This window comes from Paenibacillus sp. 01T442 (genome assembly GCF_056398345.1).
On sequence record NZ_JBFTPF010000053.1, the window covers coordinates 1 to 19,804 of the forward strand.

Annotated in this window: 21 protein-coding genes and 1 pseudogene; 3 read left to right on the top strand and 19 right to left on the bottom strand. The window is 43.9% G+C overall.

Annotation, left to right across the window (positions count from 1 at the left end; genetic code table 11):
• Positions 1-269: 269 nt before the first annotated feature.
• From AC1DLM_RS26600 to AC1DLM_RS26660, 13 genes and pseudogenes are all read right to left on the bottom strand, one after another.
• Positions 270-1,289 (bottom strand): LacI family DNA-binding transcriptional regulator, encoded by a 1,020-nt coding sequence (locus AC1DLM_RS26600; RefSeq protein WP_441991956.1) that lies wholly within the window; start codon positions 1,287-1,289, stop codon positions 270-272.
• Positions 1,290-1,406: 117 nt separating this feature from the next.
• The gene (locus tag AC1DLM_RS26605; protein WP_441991955.1) at positions 1,407-1,724 is read right to left on the bottom strand and encodes a MocE family 2Fe-2S type ferredoxin; all 318 of its coding nucleotides are present in this window, start codon (positions 1,722-1,724) and stop codon (positions 1,407-1,409) included.
• Positions 1,721-2,824 carry a fatty acid desaturase family protein gene (locus tag AC1DLM_RS26610; RefSeq protein WP_441991954.1) on the bottom strand — a complete coding sequence of 368 codons (1,104 nt, stop codon included), beginning with the start codon at positions 2,822-2,824 and terminating at the stop codon, positions 1,721-1,723. Before AC1DLM_RS26610 ends, AC1DLM_RS26605 begins: the two co-directional genes overlap by 4 nt.
• Before the next feature lie 271 nt (positions 2,825-3,095).
• Positions 3,096-3,821 (bottom strand): class I SAM-dependent methyltransferase, encoded by a 726-nt coding sequence (locus AC1DLM_RS26615; protein ID WP_477571666.1) that lies wholly within the window; start codon positions 3,819-3,821, stop codon positions 3,096-3,098.
• 57 nt (positions 3,822-3,878) lie between these two features.
• Positions 3,879-4,343 (bottom strand): annotated as a pseudogene (locus tag AC1DLM_RS26620) (GNAT family N-acetyltransferase); the annotation flags it as partial.
• Between the two features lie 92 nt (positions 4,344-4,435).
• Entirely contained in the window at positions 4,436-5,017 is a 582-nt protein-coding gene (locus tag AC1DLM_RS26625) for a histidine phosphatase family protein (RefSeq protein ID WP_477571650.1), read from the bottom strand.
• Between the two features lie 6 nt (positions 5,018-5,023).
• Positions 5,024-5,419, bottom strand: coding sequence for a zinc ribbon domain-containing protein (locus tag AC1DLM_RS26630; protein ID WP_477571651.1), 396 nt, complete (start codon positions 5,417-5,419; stop codon positions 5,024-5,026).
• Between the two features lie 387 nt (positions 5,420-5,806).
• Positions 5,807-6,790 carry a Gfo/Idh/MocA family protein gene (locus tag AC1DLM_RS26635; protein WP_477571652.1) on the bottom strand — a complete coding sequence of 328 codons (984 nt, stop codon included), beginning with the start codon at positions 6,788-6,790 and terminating at the stop codon, positions 5,807-5,809.
• A gap of 38 nt (positions 6,791-6,828) precedes the next feature.
• Positions 6,829-7,737: a Gfo/Idh/MocA family protein gene (locus tag AC1DLM_RS26640; RefSeq protein WP_477571653.1), complete on the bottom strand. Its 909-nt coding sequence runs from the start codon at positions 7,735-7,737 to the stop codon at positions 6,829-6,831.
• A gap of 226 nt (positions 7,738-7,963) precedes the next feature.
• Positions 7,964-8,746: an alpha/beta fold hydrolase gene (locus AC1DLM_RS26645; RefSeq protein WP_477571654.1), complete on the bottom strand. Its 783-nt coding sequence runs from the start codon at positions 8,744-8,746 to the stop codon at positions 7,964-7,966.
• Positions 8,747-8,836: 90 nt separating this feature from the next.
• Positions 8,837-9,013 (bottom strand): hypothetical protein, encoded by a 177-nt coding sequence (locus AC1DLM_RS26650; RefSeq protein ID WP_164483576.1) that lies wholly within the window; start codon positions 9,011-9,013, stop codon positions 8,837-8,839.
• A 133-nt stretch (positions 9,014-9,146) separates the two neighbouring features.
• The gene (locus AC1DLM_RS26655; protein WP_477571655.1) at positions 9,147-10,052 is read right to left on the bottom strand and encodes an S-layer homology domain-containing protein; all 906 of its coding nucleotides are present in this window, start codon (positions 10,050-10,052) and stop codon (positions 9,147-9,149) included.
• Between the two features lie 102 nt (positions 10,053-10,154).
• The gene (locus AC1DLM_RS26660) at positions 10,155-11,687 is read right to left on the bottom strand and encodes a tetratricopeptide repeat protein (RefSeq protein ID WP_477571656.1); all 1,533 of its coding nucleotides are present in this window, start codon (positions 11,685-11,687) and stop codon (positions 10,155-10,157) included.
• Between the two features lie 114 nt (positions 11,688-11,801).
• Between AC1DLM_RS26660 and AC1DLM_RS26665 the strand changes: the two genes are divergently transcribed.
• Positions 11,802-12,680 carry an alpha/beta fold hydrolase gene (locus tag AC1DLM_RS26665; RefSeq protein WP_477571657.1) on the top strand — a complete coding sequence of 293 codons (879 nt, stop codon included), beginning with the start codon at positions 11,802-11,804 and terminating at the stop codon, positions 12,678-12,680.
• A gap of 10 nt (positions 12,681-12,690) precedes the next feature.
• On the opposite strand, the gene AC1DLM_RS26670 is transcribed toward AC1DLM_RS26665, so the two are convergent.
• The 6 genes from AC1DLM_RS26670 to AC1DLM_RS26695 form a co-directional block, all read right to left on the bottom strand.
• Complete coding sequence (locus tag AC1DLM_RS26670; RefSeq protein ID WP_441991945.1) at positions 12,691-14,064, bottom strand: PDZ domain-containing protein; 1,374 nt, start codon at positions 14,062-14,064, stop codon at positions 12,691-12,693.
• Positions 14,065-14,094: 30 nt separating this feature from the next.
• Positions 14,095-14,856: a phosphoribosylformimino-5-aminoimidazole carboxamide ribotide isomerase gene (hisA, locus tag AC1DLM_RS26675; RefSeq protein WP_441991944.1), complete on the bottom strand. Its 762-nt coding sequence runs from the start codon at positions 14,854-14,856 to the stop codon at positions 14,095-14,097.
• A gap of 755 nt (positions 14,857-15,611) precedes the next feature.
• Positions 15,612-16,091 carry a hypothetical protein gene (locus tag AC1DLM_RS26680; RefSeq protein ID WP_477571658.1) on the bottom strand — a complete coding sequence of 160 codons (480 nt, stop codon included), beginning with the start codon at positions 16,089-16,091 and terminating at the stop codon, positions 15,612-15,614.
• Positions 16,092-16,106: 15 nt separating this feature from the next.
• Positions 16,107-16,415: a hypothetical protein gene (locus AC1DLM_RS26685; RefSeq protein WP_056621264.1), complete on the bottom strand. Its 309-nt coding sequence runs from the start codon at positions 16,413-16,415 to the stop codon at positions 16,107-16,109.
• A 228-nt stretch (positions 16,416-16,643) separates the two neighbouring features.
• Positions 16,644-16,835, bottom strand: coding sequence for a hypothetical protein (locus AC1DLM_RS26690; protein ID WP_441991942.1), 192 nt, complete (start codon positions 16,833-16,835; stop codon positions 16,644-16,646).
• 56 nt (positions 16,836-16,891) lie between these two features.
• A complete protein-coding gene (locus AC1DLM_RS26695; protein WP_441991941.1) occupies positions 16,892-17,941 on the bottom strand; it encodes a YheC/YheD family endospore coat-associated protein in 1,050 nt (349 codons plus the stop codon).
• Positions 17,942-18,119: 178 nt separating this feature from the next.
• On the opposite strand from AC1DLM_RS26695, the gene AC1DLM_RS26700 reads away from it, so the two are divergent.
• Both AC1DLM_RS26700 and AC1DLM_RS26705 read left to right on the top strand, forming a co-directional pair.
• Complete coding sequence (locus AC1DLM_RS26700) at positions 18,120-18,482, top strand: hypothetical protein (protein WP_441991940.1); 363 nt, start codon at positions 18,120-18,122, stop codon at positions 18,480-18,482.
• Between the two features lie 39 nt (positions 18,483-18,521).
• The gene (locus tag AC1DLM_RS26705) at positions 18,522-19,421 is read left to right on the top strand and encodes a YitT family protein (RefSeq protein ID WP_477571659.1); all 900 of its coding nucleotides are present in this window, start codon (positions 18,522-18,524) and stop codon (positions 19,419-19,421) included.
• The last annotated feature ends 383 nt before the right edge of the window (positions 19,422-19,804 follow it).

Here is a 19,804-nt window from a genome sequence, read left to right on the forward strand (position 1 = left end):
CTATAGGCCTTTAAATCAAGCTTAAGCTGGTTTTCTTGCTTCTTTAGTGATGTTTTTCATCACTAAAGGCGCTGATATCAGACTGGGGTTGATTTTCTTGCTTCTTTTGTGATGTTTTTCATCACTAAAGGCCCTGAAATCAGACTGGGGTTGGTTTTCTTGCTGCTGTAGTGATGTTTTTCATCACTACAGCAACTCCACCCATGCTGCCGTGGATAATTTCACCCTGCAAATGATGATGAGGCTGCTCAGCACACTTTCAGATCTAGTTAGAGACTCTCCGCGATCATAATACTCGTATCGGTATACTGAAATTCGTGGTCAGGCTTCTTGCCACTGAATATGAGATCGTACAATATTCGCAGGGAGCGATAGCCTTGCTGAATCGGATTTTGCATAATGGTAAAATCAATAACACCCTCTCTCAGTCCTTGCTCAACTTCAGGCATCAAATCATTGCATACGATGCGGAGCTTACCACCCTTCCCTGCCAATTTCACCGCATCGATACATGCCCCTGCATCACCTGTTGCCATATAAATGCCATCCAAATCAGGATACATCTTCAGTGACTCATTCAGCTTGCGAAATGTATCTTCGTAGCGATCATATCCTTCAATGACATCAACAATCTCGATCTCACTCTGGATTAATTTCTCTTTAAAATACTGAACTCGCATGCGATGCGCATGGAATTTCATATTGGCTACAATGACTAAAACCTTGGCTTTGCCTGTGAACATTCGGGTCATCAATCCTGCCGCGATTTCACCGCTTTTCCCCAGATCCTGACCCACAAAACAGCTCCGCTTCGAGTTCTCGACGTCAGAATTAAACGTAACCACTGGAATGCCTTGTTCAATCGCCTTATCTATGCTTGCTCGGTTAACTTCATCATCAATAGCTGAGAATAGAATGCCGCTTGCACCATTCGCAATCAGTGACTGAATGGCTCTCGCACCCTCATCTGGCAGCTGATTATTGATATGCACATACTCTAAACAAATACCTAGACCCTTCAGCTCCTCTTCTGCAGCATGAATCCCTTTGCGAATGTCATCAAAGAACGAAATTTCTTTCGGAGGCATCACGATACCTATTTGAATCGGTTTTCTATTGTAAGCAAGTGCCTTCGCAGCCACATTGGGCACATACTGAAGCTCATCTGCAATCGCAAGTATACGTTCTCTAATTTCAGGCTTTACGCCTGATCTTCCATTCAGTACACGATCAACGGTACCTCTGGAAACACCAGCTTGCTGGGCAATCTCTCTAATTGTAACGCTCATAGGGTTCTCCATTCACAAGGGATTGTGCACGGGCACGTAACAAGTATGATAGAAATGAAGCTCGATATCAAGTCCGTGGCAATCGAACCTTATGTTTTCTCGTTCCCGCTGTTCCCGCTATACCAATTGCATAAACACCTTACCTGCTTCAACCTTTGTCGCATAGGTTTTGAGCTTGATACACACGGGAACTCGCTTCGCCTCTCCTGTGGTGATATCGAATCGGCCGTTATGCTTCGGACATTCTATGAGGTTCCCCATCACAAGTCCCTTGGATAGATGAATTTTCTCATGTGTGCAATACCCGTCTGAAGCGAAAAATTGCCCCTGTGCGTTCCGATAAACAGCGAACGTTGCTTCGCCGTGGTCAAATCGAATGACATCCTCATCTTCTAATTCACTAGCTGCACAGACCTCTATCCATTCGTCCATCATACTTGTTGTCTCCTTTGATTAACTTGTTCCTCTTCACGGCTACCGCCAAAATAATAAGGTTGAGCAGTTACGGGTAACGGCTTTACGACCACATAAGAAGGTTCATTTTTTTGCAACCTTAGTGCTGTAATGACCTCTTTCAATGCTACCCATAAGCTTGTGCATGGGGCTGGGCAGTCAGCCAACATCTCTTGATGTAATCTAGGTAATGCATGGTACGGCACCATGGGAAACATATGATGTTCGGTATGATAGTTCATGTTCCAGTACAGAAATCGAAAGATCGGATTCATATGAATCGTACGTGTATTCAATCGGTGATCCAGTACATCTTCATAAAGTCCAAGGTGCTGTGTCATGCCAAAAAGGAGTACAAACAGATTGCCATAGAAGGATGGCAAGAAGATAAACATCGCGGGAAGCAGGCTCCCCGTGTATATACATGCCACCACAACAGCAAGGATGATCAGCATGTAGATGCGCGCCTCGCGAAATACTTTCGGAAACTCAGAAGCTGGAATATAATCTTTCTCCTGTGTTTCCAATCGTCCAATCGTGTGTAGGACAAATCGCTTGATCTCGATCGGACCGCCATATAAATGAAATATTTGCATCAGGATGATTTTCCAAATCGGTGGTCTCTCCGTCAAAATTTCAGGGTCCTTGCCGACAATAATGGTGTCGGTATGATGCCGTGCGTGGCTCCAACGCCAAGGTGTAGCCGAACGCAATACGAAGAATGAGGCGATCTGATATACCACATCGTTCATCCATGGCGTTTTAAAAGCAGTACCATGCCCGCACTCATGCCATCTCGAGTCACCTGGAGATGCATAGAGCACACCATAGATGAAAAAAGCCGGAACAGCCCACCAAGTCCCCCATGATAAATACGCTAGATAGCCGAATATCAGCAATGCGCCAAACCAGATGATGGTGTCCCGAATCGCAGGTCCATCCTTGCGTTTCATTAATTCTTTCATCTTTGCGCGAGGAATGGGGCTAGCATACCATTCAGCACTAGCTAAACCTCGTTCTTGCGCTCTAATGCTTTCCTGACCGGTAATACTGTAATCTCTTTTCTGAACAACAATGGCCACATGAACGCCTCCTTATATGGCTGGAACTAATTCGAATCTCACCTTTCGTGCTCGAGCACGATAATGTCCAAAAAATAAAGCCACCTTGGCTTGATACGATTTGCCTTTGCTAAACTTACAATTCCGTGCTCGGGCACAACTCAATTCTAAAACATCCTTCTCTACTTTTCAAGTAGCAAAAAAGCCATGAATAGGGTATACCCCTCTCATGACTCTGCTTCGATCTTTATTACATCGAACACTTCATGTGGCACTACAGTTCAGAATAAATTTAAGATTCGCTATGCGTATTTTTTCTTACTACATAAGTAAGACAATCTGTCTTCAGTAGGATCTGTTTGCCATTGCGCTCTATGTTAAATGTCAACTTCTTTAATGTCGTTAATAATATGTCCCAACCTACATATTGTTTGTTCAAAATCTCTTGTAAGTGTTCTGTCGTGAGATTTAGTTCGATAAGAGGTGTTAATTCTTCCCCAGTTAATGTATCAATCTCTTGTAGATTCGAATTAATAATCAAACAATTAACCCCATTAACTTTCGTCCCCATAGCTATTTGATCCAGAACTCGTTCGAAGGCTTGCTCAGAGTCAACATGCTCCAGCGAAGATACGGCGACGATATAATCAAAAGTATCCGGTGCAATTTCATATTCTCCAATGTCGGAGAGATGCGTTTCGATTTGAGCTCGAACACCAAATTGTTCACTGTAGGCCAACAATTTCGTAAGCGCGGATGGCAGGAGGTCCACACAGACCACTTTACCTCCTTTGTGTTTCAATGCTTCGGCTATAGGTATACTATTTCGGCCAACTCCACTACCTAAATCCAAAACAGTTACATATTCATAAGCGTCAAAATAGGATAAAGCATCCATAACCGTTTTCACKGGTTTTGACAACCATGAGCCTTCTTCAAATAACTTATAGTTCTCATAACACGCATCATGATATTTTCTTTCTTCTTCCCGTATCTTTGAAATTCGTGAGTACTCCATCAACCAGCAATCTCGCAGCTCTCCCTCGTGCATCTCCCGTGCAGGCAATTCCTTCACTTTAGTAAATCCACATCGTTCATAGCATCTTATAGCTCGAAGATTCCACTGCTGCGGGTCCATGACAACGCGATCTGCTTTAAGGACATTCATCAAATAATCCACCATCGACATTACTAGCAGTTTCCCAATCCCTTGATCCCAATAGGCCGTTTCACCTATGAATTGATCCGTGCCATAGATTTTATCCGTGGATTCCGAATAGCCATACGCGAGACGTTCTTCTTCCTCTATCTCATAAAACTGAATATAGCCGATCGTCCGATCCTCATATTCGATAAGGCATCTGACAGCTGAATCTTCCTCCGTATAAAAGTGGGCATCCACCAAATCCCCATCGTGGGGGCGATCGCGACCTCCATAATAGGTTAATACCAAGGGGTTATTGAGCCAGGAAACTAACAGGTTCTTATCTCTGAGTTCAAGTTCTCGAATCGTTAACAAATCTGTTTGGTAAACTATCATAGGAATCTCCTTTCAATTGCTGCGCCCCTGTTGAAGTACTGTCCCATTCCCGAAAGCTTGTCCATCCTCAAGGATTAGTCAGGTGGAAAAACTTACTCAAACCCATCTAAATGCGCAATACAATTGTATTGTAAGCATTCCCAACGGCTCTCCGTGTGACGAATTTTCGTCACGGACGTGTTATGTAAGTGTTCCTCAATGTCTTCATGTGGGATCAAATCCATAAGAGTCAGACTAAGTAAGGCTCCATGACTAACAATTAACACCTTCTGATTCGGATGTCTCTCGATCACTTCTTGGATGAAACTCACACCGCGAGCCGCAATTTGTTGATGCGTTTCGACCCCTAAATCCAATTGGGACCAGTCTTTTCCCCATTTTGCCACACGTTCCTCAAGCGTTGTTCCTTCAATCTGACCGCAATACATTTCTCTTAATCGCTCATCTGTGTTCACTTCCATTTGCTTCACATTTCCAATACATGCCGCTGTTTCTCTAGCTCGACCCAAATCACTCGCATAGATGTAATCCCAATGCTCATCCTTCATTCGCTGAGATAATAATTCGGCTTGTTTGCGACCAAGTTCATTGAGCGGAACATCGGTTTGTCCCTGTATGCGCCGTTCCGTATTCCAATCTGTTAACCCGTGTCGTATGAGTCCAATCACCGTCATTCACTTTCAACCTCCAAATAATACATCTAGTATCGTGCCTAATGAGCCCGCTTTCTTACTATGTAACACATTCGGATCATACATTTCTACGTATCCACAGTGCAAACATGAGACAGCTAAGAAATGATGATGCTGAATATCGAACATTTTACTTAAGCCTGTTCCCGTCATCGCTATTTCTTTTATGTGACATTCCCTATGATTACATTTGAAGCACTTGTATTGGTGAGAGATTCGTTCTTCCAGACTCAGTTCGTCGATCTCTTCATATTCGGTTAGCTCTTCTACATTATTTTCTTCTCCATTTGGATTCAAATGGTTCGTGAGCACCTCCTGCTTGCAAGCAGGACAAACATCCTCAACTAACTGTACGTGTTCATGACACCAAGGACATTCCACCATAGTAAGTCTCCTTTCAGGAACATCTTTTACTATTCCATACATGGCAACAAATCCCTGCTTAATTTCCGAAATGGCACTCTTCCTTCTAGCAACATCAGCGTCCTCGTACAATTAACATTAACATGAAAATGTACAGTTAATTCTGCCGTTTTCCAACCTTTTTCCCAATTAACTGTAAAACATGACGCTAATTCAGCTGTTTTGATTCATAGTGAGTCTGATGGGAGAAATTAACTGGAGGAAATACAGCTATTGCTCACAAACTGCCGATTTACGCGAAATTAGCTACAGAAATTCCATCTATTCCAAAAACGGGCCTTGTTTCCCATTCTATGCCGAAAAGACAAAAAATAGCTGGAAGTTTTCCCGCTATTTCTCAATGTGTGCCTATAGAAATTGTTCCACACCCGTCTCGGCAGCTCGGTAAACAGCTTCCAGCGCAGCTATGACGCCTCGCGCATATTCGGGTGGACAACTCGTTTCACTTTTCGCCTCAATCGCGCTCAATAGATCCTTATACTGCAGCTCGAATGGCGTATCCATCGGTGGCACATCGACCTGTTCATAGGCACCGCCACGACTGATCCATAAACTTACGCCAGTAACCAGCTTCAGCATTCCTAACGTACCAATGATCTCTGTTTCATTCCGAGTAGCCCCTGGATAACCAGACTGAGCAATTGATGCGGGCAGCCCTGAAGCTAGCTCCATATAGATGATGCCGCTTCCCTCTACATTTCCTCGTTTGCCATGATGGCTCACTGCGGCGCTCACTTTACGGACTGAACTATCCATCAACCATTGAATCTTATCGATAGAGTGCGTGCCTAGATTGGCAAGTATGCCTCCGCCTGATTTATCTTTTTCCAGAAACCACTGCGGCCTTGTATCTTGGAAGTAATTCAAATGCCTGACATCATTGATCATGACAATCTCACCTAGCTCGCCACTTTCAATGATCCGCTTCGCATGAATATTCTCCGCCATATAATGCTGTGTATGCCCAACTAAGATGCGTATATCCGCTTTATTAGCGGCTTCCATAATATCATCACATTCAGCAACGTTCAAGGCCATTGGCTTCTCCAGCATCAAATGACACCCATGCTCTGCAGCGAATATAGCTGTTTCTCTATGTAGAAAATGTGGCAACGCAATGACCACAACATCCGGTCGTTCTTGCCGAATCAGCTCTTGATAATCACGATAGGCCGTAATACCATAGGTTTCAGCAATAGCTTGGGCTCTCTCCAGTTGAATATCCGCAACAGCACAAGCTACAAACCCGTCTGTACGACGAATTGCATCAAAATGTTGACGAGCAATAGCCCCCGCACCCAGGACAGCTACCTTTAATTCTGCTTTTTCCATCGTTGTAATCCTCTCCTTGGGTTTCTAAGCGATCACATCTATAAGTTCACGGTAAGTCCTGTTTCCCGACTCTCATTAGCCGCTTCCATAAAGCGAATGATTTGTATTGTTTCTTTCACATCAATATCCGGAGTTGCACTCGCAAACATCGTCATAATTTTCTCCAAGAGACTCGCATAATAAGGCTTGGGATGTTTGTTTACATCGACAAATTGTGTATGTGATTCCCGATGTAAAAGTGCACCAAATTGCCCGTTGCCCTTTCGATTGCCGCGAATAGTACCAATAACGCCATTGTCCCATACGCCAGTTATCAGATCATGATCTTCTGTAGTAGCCGCAGTCACGTGCAGGCAGCCCTTGCCAAGTGCTCTAAAAAGCATTTCAACCGTATGCACACCATACCAAAACAGCCCAGGCTGTGTCGCTTGTAATGCCAAAGGACCGTAGCAGTCCATCCCGATAATGTTACTACTAGTATCTGATACTGCTAGAGCTATCGTCAATTCCTCAGCGTATCTTAACGAGGAGCAACTCATAATAGGAATGTTATTTTCTTGCGCGATCTTGAAGATTTCACTAGCTTCGGCAGAAGATACGGTCATTGGTTTATCGATAAAAATAGGCCGGCGATAGGACGCTACACGGCGGAACTGCTCCAAATGAATTCGACCATCCACCGATGTCATCAGAATGCCATCGCAATTCGCTGCTACTTCTTCCGGTGAGTCCACAATTTCCACTCCTCGTTCGCGAAGCTGAGCAGTAAAACCTTCAATCCGGGAATAGCTCATCTCAAAATCCGGAGAACCTCCAGGATAAGCAATGGTGACCTTGCCGCCAGCAACATGAAAAGGATGATCCTCATCGTTTAACATTTGGGTAAACGTAGGTGCATGCGAGGAATCAATGCCAATGATACCAATTCGTAATGTAGACTGATTCATAAATGGAACAACCTCCAAGACAGTTTAAAATGAATTTTGTACTTTAATCTGTGGTCCGCTGGACCCAGAATGTCTTCACTCTCATCATAATGAACTTCCATATAAGAGACAAGTCTTTTAATCAACTATAAACATGAATCACGTTAGGCATTCGCATTGAAATGAAATAAAATAAGCCCCCCATTAAGGAAGCTATATCTCATATTCCATTGATGATCAGACAGCATCAACCTATAAATTGTGTAAGTACATAATTAAAGCGATCTCTTTCCTCCCAGAATGCGCCATGCCCACTGTAATGAAACGGGACAAGCTGCGAATTTGGAATTCGTTTATTTACCTCGACCGCTTGTTGGTAGGGAATCACTTTGTCATGTATACCGTGAACAATTAAGGTAGGTGCTTCAATTCGGCTTAGATCAGCAGCCACATTTTCATCTCTCAGCAATCGAATGACAGCCGCGGTGGACCAACTGGCCGCTTGTAAGCCCATTTGAAAGAACCAATCCGAGAATCGTTCCGTGATATATTGAAAGAAGAACGAATCCGTTACATGTTGCAGCATGTTGGGACGATCGTTGGCATTCTCTTGCAAAAACTTTGCTGCCGTTTCATTCGTAAAACCCGTTGGTGCAGCCGCATCAATCAGTACAAGCTTCGCGACACCTTGGCCATGATATCTGGCCATATAACGGATCGCGATAGCGCCGCCTGTTGAATGTCCTGCAAGTGTAATACCTTCCAGCTGTAACGACTGAATCACGGCATGCAGGTCATCGGCAAGACGATCGTACGTATAACCGTCCATCGGTTTATCTGATTGTCCGAACCCACGCCAATCCATACCGATACAACGATACCCCAGTCCTGGCAGCACATTAAACTGATACTCGAATTGTGTATGTGACAAAGGCCACCCATGTATAAACAGGATGGTCTTCGTCCCTTTTGGATTTACATCTTCGATAAATAATTTCACACCATTTTCCACTTGAACATAGTATCCCACGTCTGACGCCTCCGTTATGGAAATCACTTCTGTCCAATACGATATTCAACTAGGCAAATATCGGTGTCAATGGGTTTAAACTAGCGAGCACTATTCCACTTTTTGATGGTTCGTATAAACACCAATGACAGATAACAAGGCTGCGACACCGTTGGCAATGGCATTCGCAGTCTCGTCCGTAATGATATTCATACCAAATGCATCCAAAATTAATTTGGCTGCACCTAACAAGCCTAATGCTAACGTGTAATAGTTGATTGTTTTCATATCTCTCACCACCCGTCTATTAGAAGATGCTATATCCTATGTGAGAGAGTACGAGCTTGCACAGTTCGAATACAGGGGGGTAAAAGCACAAAAAAATGCCACTACCCTCATCGGATAGCAGCATTGTAACCTATTATTTCAGTCCGCTAGCTTCGGCTTTTACTTCATACTTCGAAGATATATAAGTCTCCGCCTTTGCTTCCGTCATGACTTGTGCATACATCTTATCAGGTTGTGGCTCCGTCAACGAATACTTCACGATCGCTTTACCATCAGACTCAAACTGGATGCTATCGATGCTAATGCCATAGCCAGGATTCGGCTTCATACCTCTGGAAAGGGTGACTTTGTTCACATCATCGTTCACTTTTTCAACCGATACCGTAACTTCTTCTACTTGTGGTGGTTTCTGCACATGCGCCTCTAGCACACGAATGGCATTATATAGCCAAGTCGCGGCTTCTCCTCTTGTTAGCTCACTTTTGGGATTGAATTTTCCATTTCCATCTAGAGCTGTAATTTTATAGAGCAGTAATCGTTGAATGGTGCCTTGATAATCCACGTTAAGCTGATCTTCATCTTTAATTGGGATAAACATTTTCACCAGTGGAAATTGACCCTTGGTTTCAAGCGCTTTAACCAATAGATTCCCGAATTGTTCGCGAGTAATCGTGGCATTCGGATTCACATCCTTCGGGATGTCCAAGTTGTGGTAATGCGCAATAATGAACGCATCCGCATACCAAGCATCATTCGGGATATTCGAAAAGCTATCGGATGCTAAAGGTTGCTTTATGAATYGCAAATGATCCAAGTTAAGGTCTAGACCTTTGACAATCATTTGGACGCTTTGTGCATAGCTGATTTTACCCTTTGGCACAAAATGCTCGTTATCAAAACCACTAACAATACCTCGATCTTTCAGGGATAGAACCGCAGTTGCTTGTCCCTCTTCTAAGTCTGAGAACGCGTAAGCGGAACCAAATGTCAAACTACTGCCCAGCAGAAGGGTTAAACTTAATGCTGCTATTTTTTTCATGCTAGTGCTCCTTTCATTTTCGGTTGGTATTTAACACCTTATCGGTTATGGATACTTTCCTAACGTCAGGAACACGTAGATTGTTGCAGCTTATGCCATTTGTTAACTCAATGAAAGTAATAACTCCCGTAAGGCAATCGCTTCCTCATGCTTAGGGGATTGGGAAAGCGTACGATCTACATACCGCTTAGCCGCATCATCTTGGCCCAATTCGTAGTAGCACACCGCCATCTCATAAAGGACGGTCGCATCATTCGCGAGCTTTGGCTGTGTACGTTCGAAGTAAKGGATTGCGTCCTGATACATGTCCATTTGATACAAGAGAATCCCACAAGCAAGGGCAACATCCGTGTTACCATCCATTGGATAATAATGTGCCCACATGTGGTCAATTCCTTGCTGAAGCGCGATCCATTCATGGTCCTTACCATCTGGAATCAGGTCAATCAGCCGTTTCGTACAGGGCAGTAGAAACTGAGTATCGTAGCCGCTCAAGCGCCACAAGGCTAACAGCTGAGGCATTGTCTTCTGCTCCAACTGAGCGTCGAAGGCTTCCTTTAGATTGAAAAAATCATCAGGACCAAATCGCTCCACAAACCTATCATACGCTAATCTCGTAAGACCATACTCGTGAGGTTCAGAAAGATTGAGCATACAACCGATGTTTAAGTAGGTATAGGGATGCTTCGTGAATAGTGCTTTGGCCCCCTGAGCTTCGCACACATAGCTAATCGCATGATAATTTGCCGTTAATGAGATGCTTCCGTGATGGATAAGTTTCGGTGGCTCGTTAAATTCCCAGCTTTCTAAGCGATGATCTCCTTTATCAGCAGTGAGTAGCAAGAAACCTTCCTGAGATAAGGCTTTCAATCGGTGTAAACATGCCAAACTTACTTCAGGCAAAAGAATATGTGAATCTGAAATATGCTGACGATATACATCTAATAGTTCACGATAAGGGTAGGACTTGTCATCATACATGTGTTCCCGTTGATAATGATAGCTCCCAATGACCTCTTTCAACTGCTGGGAAACGCTCAGCTCATGTGCACTTTCTGGAAATTGCAATGATATCCGGCAATCATACACCTGTTTGTCTTCAATATAAATTAATTCCTGCGGCAAGCTGTCAAAAAAGTAATTCGCCAAAATGACTAACGGCTGCGCCAGATCACCCGATCTAATGCGTTCACCCGCATGCTGTAAATAAATCTCTGTATCCTGTACTGCGTCGAATTTGGCAAAGTCCAATACGCCTTGCTCCACAAATGGTGTTAAGCAAGTATGCTGCCGCCAGAACGCTATATTTTTCTCAGCCAAATCGCTCATCACATATCGAAACGGGGGCAGTAGTATTCTAGCCAATTGTGTAAGCTTCGTTAACTCTTGTAAAACATAAAAAGCAAATTGACCTGAACCCGCCCCAAGCTCGAGGATCGTTACACATGCTGTCAGCTGTCCCATTCTAGCTCGATCCTGCAAGAATCCAAATAACATTTCCGCATAAGAAATGGCCATTACCCGATTGCTTGTTATGTATTGCGGCACTTCTCCGCTCTGCCAAGCCTCAATTCCTTGTTCCTCATAATAAGCACGCTGCAGCTCCCAAATAGGTGCTTCACTAAATCTGTACATATTTTGCTCCATATGAGCCATTCACGGACCAACTTCCCTTCGATTTCAAATTCTTAGCGCACATTCCGCATCTGGGCATATAGTAAATCATCACTAGGCGAGAGGAAGACCACTATGACTTATTTGAACGAAAATTATCAGAATCTAGGCCCCTCATGGCCATACCTTTATCCATCCAATCCCATGCCTACGAACTGGCCCTATATGCCAACCCCTTGGATCCAAGAGGATGATTCCTCTTATCGTGCCAAAGAACAGCCACTTACCTTCGTGCTTGTTCATGGTTCCTGGGCGGATGCCAGCTTCTGGGCAGGCGTTGCGGCTGAGCTAAGTAAAAAAGGCCATACCGTCTTCGTCCCTGAATTTCCAGGACACGGTGCTGACCCAAATAAAAATGTGACCCATGGGATGATAAGCAAATCAGTCGCGGATTTCATCATCTCACATAAGTTGCATAACGTCGTCCTTGTTGGCCATAGTTTTGGAGGATCAGTGATCCAAAAAGTAGCGGAGCTAGTCCCCGATCGCTTGAAGCGACTCGTTTTTCTCAATGCTTTTGTCCTCAAAGATGGCGAAATGCTTGCTGATGAGTTGCCTCCCCAAGTCGTTGAAAAATTTAAGCAGCTAAACGCAAGCTCCAAAAACAATACGATTACGCTGCCTTTTGACTTTTTTAGAGAAGCCTTCACCAATCTGGCCAGTCTTAGCCAAGCCCAACAGATCTACAAAAAAGCTTTCCCCGAACCGGCAGGTCCTTTATTCGAGAAATTAGATCTGAAGAAATTTTATAGCCTTCCTATTCCCAAGAGCTACGTACACCTTATGGAAGATAATGTAATCCCGTTAGGCGACCCTAACTATGGTTGGCATCCCCACATGTCCAGCAGGCTCGGCCTTTTCCGATTCATACAACTCCATGGAGATCACATGACGACTGCGCATTATGAACCCAAGCTGGTAGCCAGCAAGCTATACGAAGCGGCTCGTGATTAACTCGAACGTATTAGGATGAACAAGCGGGTGCACCCGCTTTGGGATTAGCTTTTAACCAATTCAAAATATCGTCTAGCGTTCGCACGGGTACGATACGTAGATCACCAGCACCTTTTCTCGCATCTGCTTCATTAGATACAGGAACGAAGAATACATCCGCATTCGTACGGCTCACGGTATAAGCTTTCTGAACGAGCCCACCGACAGGGCCGACTGATCCGTCCGGTTCAATCGTCCCTGTCCCTGCAACATGATGACCATACGTCACACCACAAGGTGTTAGCTGGTCAATTAACGTTAAAGCCAGCATCGCCCCATGGGACGGTCCACCTTCATGCAACAAATAACTATGATAGGTGACAAGATCAGGTATATCGTATCGAAGTTCATTCGCAATCATAATTCCGATGGATGCACGAGCTGGATCATCTGTACTTGCACGCGTAGCAACTGTCAATTCGACTTTCGCTTTATTCCGTAACACAGTCAATCGAATCGATTCGCCTGGTTTAATCACCTTCATTTGCTCACTAAGCTCCTGAGTCATGGTGATTGGCTGACCATTCAGCGCTGTGATGACGTCGCTTGGCTGCAGCAACTCAGCGGCTTTCGTATTTTGCAAAACGGCCGTAATTCGAACGCCTTCCGAGAGAATGCCTTTGCCAATCCCCACTTTATGGAAAGCAATCGCACTACCCGCGGCATTCGCATCTTCTTTCATCGTACGAACTTCCTGATTATATTCGCCGAGCGACATCCCTAACGTTTCAATCTTCTCAAAGGTGTAATCTTTAAAAAGCTTCGCATACAACCAGTCCATTGGAAATGCTGGACGTTCGAAAATAAGAACACCCGAAATATCACCATGCTTGGAGCCGCCTTGGGCTTGCGCATACCGGTTCATGTTGAGTGTAATTCCTGGATATGTCACCAGATATTGGGTTGGCCATAGCATCACAAGCAAGAGAACGAGTGTCACACCTAAAACAATCATACTTTGGTGTAGCACCTTGCGTTTCTTCCTTTCGTGTAAGACGATATCCGTTGCGATTAGAAGGAGACTAAGGATCAACGCGGATGCTGAGAACTCCAGCTTTTTGGGAATGGCAACCACAATAACAACACTAAGTAAACATACGAAGGCAATGAAGCCGCGAAATACTTTCATCCTCCGTGTTTGCGACTGTGCAAGATGCAGGAGTGCAGCAACCATCCAGATCAACGGAACAATAGCAATCGCGTAAATCAACAAATCAATAAGATCTATCCAATAAAAGCGAGTCCCCCATCTTAATGGGTCTGGCAGCCAGACCAGCTCGCCAATCATAATTAACAGGAGGATTATACCAATTCCCCATACATACAGCTTGTGCCAAAGTGCCATCGCACACATCCTTTTTGTGAAAAACTAACGCTACACTGGGTTGCTTAACTGCTCCACAACTTCATCATACGAGAGTTTCCCACCGAAAATATCAAGGGCACTGCCTACCGTAATATCTAATTTCCCTTGGGAAAGCTGTCTGAATAATGCCAAATCTTCAAATGATCTAGCACCACCTGCATACGTAGTTGGAATCGTAACCCACGCCGCCAAAGAACTTACCAGACTTTGTTGGATGCCGCTCTGCTTCCCTTCTACATCAACCGCATGGATGAGAAACTCATCGCAATATTGCTCAAAGAATCGTATTGTCTCTTGATTCAGTTCCACATCACTTAACTGTTTCCATTGATTGGTTGCAACATACCATTTGCCATCTTTTTCTTTACAGCTAAGATCAATAACTAATTTCTCTTTCCCAATCGCTTCAACGATTCGCGTAAGATTATCCATATTCAGCTGTCCGTCGCGGAAAATATAAGACGTTACAATGACATGTGATGCCCCTTGCTCCAGATAAAAGCTTGCGTTCTCCGCATGTATGCCGCCGCCGATTTGCAGTCCCCCTGGATAGGCAGCAAGAGCTTTTATCGCCTCTTCCTTATTCCCATCTCCAAGCATAATCACATGCCCGCCGGTTAAACAATCTCTTTTGAACATATTCGCATAATAGGTGGAGTCATACGAAGACACAAAATTCTCAACAACAGCCTGTCCTTCGCCACCCAAAGTTTCACCGACAATTTGTTTCACTTTTCCATTATGTAGATCGATACATGGTCTAAATTTCATGACGTTATGTTTCCCCTTTGACATTCGTAGTCCTTGAACGATTTTCCATCCATTATACCATAAAATAKCTGCTTAAACTGGGTTCGAGTATTGATGAAAGCTGCCGTGTGGCAGCTTGTGGATTCAAGGCCTTGCGCACAATTTTTGTGCGCTAGCGTGCGGCGGCCCGCGGCTTCGATTGCCTTGTGCACAATTTTTGTGCGCTAGCGTGCGGTGGTCCACGGCTCCGCTGACCTTGCGCACAATTTTTTTGCACTAGCGTGCGGTGGTTCGCGGCTCCGCTGACCTAGCGCACAATTTTTGTGCGCTAGCGTGCGGTGGCCGCGGCATCACTTGCCTTGCGCACAATTTTTGTGCGCTAGCGTGCGGTGACCCGCGGCTCCGCTGACCTTGCGCACAATTTTTGTGCGCTAGCGTGCGGCAGCCCGCGGCTTCGATTGCCTTGCGCACAATTTTTGTGCGCTAGCGTGCGGTGGCACGCGGMTTCGATTGCCTTGCGCACAATTTTTGTGCGCTAGTGTGCGGTGGTCCGCGGCTCCGCTGACCTAGCGCACAATTTTTGTGCGCTAGCGTGCGGTGACCCGCGGCTCCGCTTGACCTTGCGCACAATTTTTGTGCGCTAGCGTGCGGTGGCCCGCGGCTCCGCTTCCCCTGCGCACAATTTTTGTGCGCTAGTTTGCGTGCGGCAGCCCKCGGCACCATGGCCCACTCTAAATTACAAAAAAAAGCCCTCCAAKGAGGGCACTCATGCACGGTTACTTCTTATCGAAGCCTTCTTCTTCCAAATACTCTTGTACTTCTTCGTACGTCTCAAAGGCACAATCGAGGTTTTCTCCTGCGTAGATATACCATAAATCTTCCACGAAAGTTACACTCAATGTGTTGCCATCTTCATCCACCCAAATCTCTTCTTGAGGGACTTGAACTTCTTCGACCTTCGAAACCTTAGGACTACCGCCGCGAGTTAAAGACTGAATCGACTTCGCAATGATCTCACGAAGCTCGTCTTCACTATAATCCCGAATGTTAATTAAACCTTTGGCATCCACCGTACAACCTGGGATGTATTCGGCATACACGAATCCATTTCCATTTGGGTGAAGATGATAAAGAACTGTAGTCTTCTCATAGTCACTTTCTAGATAATGAAAATTAATTCGTCCCAGTGAAACATCCTTACGCGCAAGTTCCGGGAAGGATGTTGCTATTGCTAACTTTTCGTCTAAACTAAGCATACAAGCCCCCGTAACTTAATCAATCACTTGAATTTTAAACACGTTCTCAAGCTTGCCGTCCGCTCTCTTCTTCAGAGGCACTTTAATATCTCTCCCGAGCTCTTTGAAAAAAGTCTCAACATCACATTGTACATTCGAAAGAACAACTTTAAATGAACCATCTTGGACGATATTCTGATTTGCTTCAGCAGGCACCGTAATATCAACTGCGTACTTCTTCGTTAACGTGTTAATATAACGACTAAAAATTTCAATGAGCTCCTCATTATTGAAATTTTCAATTACCACTTTGCCCTTGTTTGTAAAATTTAAATGAACGTTCACCTTTAAATGTCCCCTTTTCCTGTACACCCTGTATTTGCTTGTGGGTAAAAGCCTACATCGAACGAATAATGCTTCACTTCTATTTTACTTGTTTATAGGGGTATGAAGCAACACCAAAGCCAAATTCATTTTCTGTACACAAAAAGAAGCAGGTATTTCCCTGCCTCTACGGGTATTGCTTCTATACTAATTATGCCACATTTACCTAATTTCTACGCACAAATGGCTCTAGGCTTTTTTCGGAATTCGCCTAATTCGCGTCTGAAGACGATTAATCGAGATGATTCGAAATTCCCCAAACGTTAAGATACGTTGACGAACAGCTTCGGGAAAGGTTGGATGATACACTTCCAAATGGTCGTCAAGCTCGTTATACCATGGTAATAAATTCATTTTAATGACAAGAACACGCTCACTCACATCCCCACTCCACCTTTTCCACGCAGGTTTACTAAATGATTTGCGTCTTATTGGACTCATTTGCTCAATAAAAATTTGGCATAAAGCATCGGTGTTTCATAAGTACGATAAAAAGTCTTGTTCAAATTCAAATGCTTATATTGATATCGCTGATCTCGGCCATTCACTTCGATTAACCATATCGCACCTTGATGATCAATTCCGATATCCATTCCCACATCCGAGATCGATGGAATTTGTGTACTCAAGCTTTCTGCGATTAGAAGCGCTGCTTCTTCAACTTGTTTTCTTTTTACCACAGGGTCATAGCCGTTGCTTAGGAACAATTTCTCACAACGAACAGCCTCTCCGCCCTTTGCCAAATTCGTGACATGGCGGCCAACAGCGGCGACCTTCCCAGCAATCCCCGTAACACCCCATAGTCCTTTATCACCACGTTGTACCGATACCCTTAAGTCATAAGGGCGTCCTTCATACATAGAAAGTGGAATCGCTTTTTGAATCAAATAGCGTTGGCTATTAACTTTCCCATCTATAAATTCAATTGTTTGCTGTTGGGCAAGTTGCCTTGGTGATTGATTACTCCACCAGACTTGCCATACGCCATCTGGCATCGCAGCAACCTTTATTATCCCTTTCCCAACAGAACTATTGGTAGGCTTTACAAAAAAAGAGTCCTCTCGGTTCATCGCTTTTACCAGATTTTCATGTGAATACTTCACGGTATGAGGAAGAAATGCAGAGCTATTCGCACTCGCACGCAACAATCGATGTATATGAAGCTTATCATGTCTATTTAGACCATTAAAAACTTGGCTTATCTTGGCTATGACTTTTAATTTCTTAAGCGAAGTTGGGGAAAGCGTCATCGCTCGATTGTGAATTACCTTTGGGATCGGCAACCGTTTCAATGTGTAATTGTTATTCTCAAAACACAAGCCCAGCGCTGACTTTGTATTTATATGCTTTAAGCACATGTAGAAAGGCGTCATTCCAAGCTCAACGGCCGCTTGATTATAGTAGTCGATATGCTCATATCCAGTTTGATTCCGAAGGATGCCGAGATAGGTTTTACGATCTAGGAGTATGCCGATCACATTACTCACAATTACACCTCTCCTGCTTGGGTTCATCCTACTATTGTATGCAGAATTGGCATAAATGGTCCAAATTCAACGAAGCAAATCGTGACAACAGGTTTATCACACTCGGAGTTTGACTCAATGGAAATGAAGTGCTACAATTCAAGCAAATTTGGATTCATATTGTCTGGAGGGGATGTATGTGAACCCTTTAACACGCAGATGCTGTTGGACAATCATGGTCTGGCTGATTCTCGGACTTTTCGTCTTCCCATTAACACCCCCAATATCCAATCATGCTGCAGCCGATACCGATGTTCTCATTTCAGCCAGTACCACTCAGGTCTTGACTAGTCAACAGCAACCGCCTTCTAAGGAAATCATTCATGTCTACGAAAATAAAATTCATTTGCATGACCAGTTTCACAAGCACTATGAAATGACCGTTTTTGTTGTATTCATCGTTTTTTTAACAAATTTAATATGGAAAAAACTGAAAGTTATCCTACTTGCTTTCCTCAAATTCACTTCACGTTATGCGGGCCTCATTCCTTCTTACTCATAAGTAACGAAATTGAATGATTGAGGAAAAGAGGAAACTTTCATGGCTAATTCACAAGCTCAAGCTCAAGCACATGCACACGCACAACATCAAAAATTGACACGATTGAAATTTGCACGCAGAATCCTTTTTATGATTATTGGTGCTGCGCTCGTATCCATTGGGTTAGAAACTTTCTTAGTTCCAAACCATATTATTGATGGTGGTATTGTAGGGATTTCCATTATTGCATCTCATTTATCTGGCTTCCCACTCGGTATATTTCTAGTTCTGCTCAACCTGCCTTTCGTCTTACTCGGGTATAAGCAAATTGGCAAAACTTTTGCTATATCAACAACCTTTTCGGTTATTGTCATGTCGATTGGCACATCTTTACTTCACCCTGTTAAAGCCATCACCATGGATCCTTTGTTAGCTGCTGTATTCGGCGGGATTATCCTTGGGATTGGCGTCGGGCTCGTTATTCGATCAGGAGGATCGCTAGACGGCACGGAAATTGTAGCTATTTTATTTAGTAAAAAGAGTGCCTTCTCGGTAGGCGAAATTGTCATGTTCTTCAATTTGTTCATTCTTGCCAGCGCAGGCTTTGTCTTCGGTTGGGATCATGCGATGTATTCTCTGATTGCCTATTTTATTGCTTATAAAATGATTGATATCACGATTGAAGGTCTTGACCAATCCAAATCTGTTTGGATTATCAGCGATGAATATGTGAAAATTGGGGATTCCATTACAAATCGACTAGGTCGGGGAGTCACGTACCTCAATGGCGAAGGCGCTTTTACAGGTGATGATAAAAAGGTCATCTTCAGCGTCATTACACGTCTCGAAGAAGCGAAACTCAAATCCATTKTCGACGACTTGGATCCCAAAGCCTTCCTAGCCATCGGGAATATCCATGATGTTAAGGGTGGACGCTTTAAGAAGAAAGATATTCATTAATCGKGGATTCGCTGCTAATCGTGGCTTAGCGTTGGCGAATAACATCTAAACAGAGTGTAAAAATTAGAGCGTAAACCTTTGAGCGCCACTTCCAGATGCCCGTCGTAGCGAATAACTGGATTTCATACAGCTAATTTCACGTATATCTTTGCGAAAACAACAAATAACTGGATTTCATGTAGCTAATTAGCCCCGATTTCTTCAAAAACGTCGAAATTAGCATAATTAGCTGTAGGAAATCCATCTAAAGTGTTTTTTCGGCTGGATGGAGTGAAATTAGCTGTATTTTTTACATTTAGTTAGGTGGAAGGGGGAAATGGTGAAATGGTAATTGAGGTAGCCCCACTCGAATGGCATCAACTGGAAAATGATCTACTTTGACT

Excerpts from the sequence above, each read along its gene's own strand:
- AC1DLM_RS26600 (WP_441991956.1), bottom strand. The coding sequence starts at position 1,289 with ATGAGCGTTACAATTAGAGAGATTGCCCAGCAAGCTGGTGTTTCCAGA.
- AC1DLM_RS26605 (WP_441991955.1), bottom strand. The coding sequence starts at position 1,724 with ATGATGGACGAATGGATAGAGGTCTGTGCAGCTAGTGAATTAGAAGAT.
- AC1DLM_RS26625 (WP_477571650.1), bottom strand. The coding sequence starts at position 5,017 with ATGACGGTGATTGGACTCATACGACACGGGTTAACAGATTGGAATACG.
- AC1DLM_RS26630 (WP_477571651.1), bottom strand. The coding sequence starts at position 5,419 with ATGGTGGAATGTCCTTGGTGTCATGAACACGTACAGTTAGTTGAGGAT.
- AC1DLM_RS26635 (WP_477571652.1), bottom strand. The coding sequence starts at position 6,790 with ATGGAAAAAGCAGAATTAAAGGTAGCTGTCCTGGGTGCGGGGGCTATT.
- AC1DLM_RS26640 (WP_477571653.1), bottom strand. The coding sequence starts at position 7,737 with ATGAATCAGTCTACATTACGAATTGGTATCATTGGCATTGATTCCTCG.
- AC1DLM_RS26650 (WP_164483576.1), bottom strand. The coding sequence starts at position 9,013 with ATGAAAACAATCAACTATTACACGTTAGCATTAGGCTTGTTAGGTGCA.
- AC1DLM_RS26665 (WP_477571657.1), top strand. The coding sequence starts at position 11,802 with ATGACTTATTTGAACGAAAATTATCAGAATCTAGGCCCCTCATGGCCA.
- AC1DLM_RS26670 (WP_441991945.1), bottom strand. The coding sequence starts at position 14,064 with ATGGCACTTTGGCACAAGCTGTATGTATGGGGAATTGGTATAATCCTC.
- hisA (WP_441991944.1), bottom strand. The coding sequence starts at position 14,856 with ATGAAATTTAGACCATGTATCGATCTACATAATGGAAAAGTGAAACAA.
- AC1DLM_RS26680 (WP_477571658.1), bottom strand. The coding sequence starts at position 16,091 with ATGCTTAGTTTAGACGAAAAGTTAGCAATAGCAACATCCTTCCCGGAA.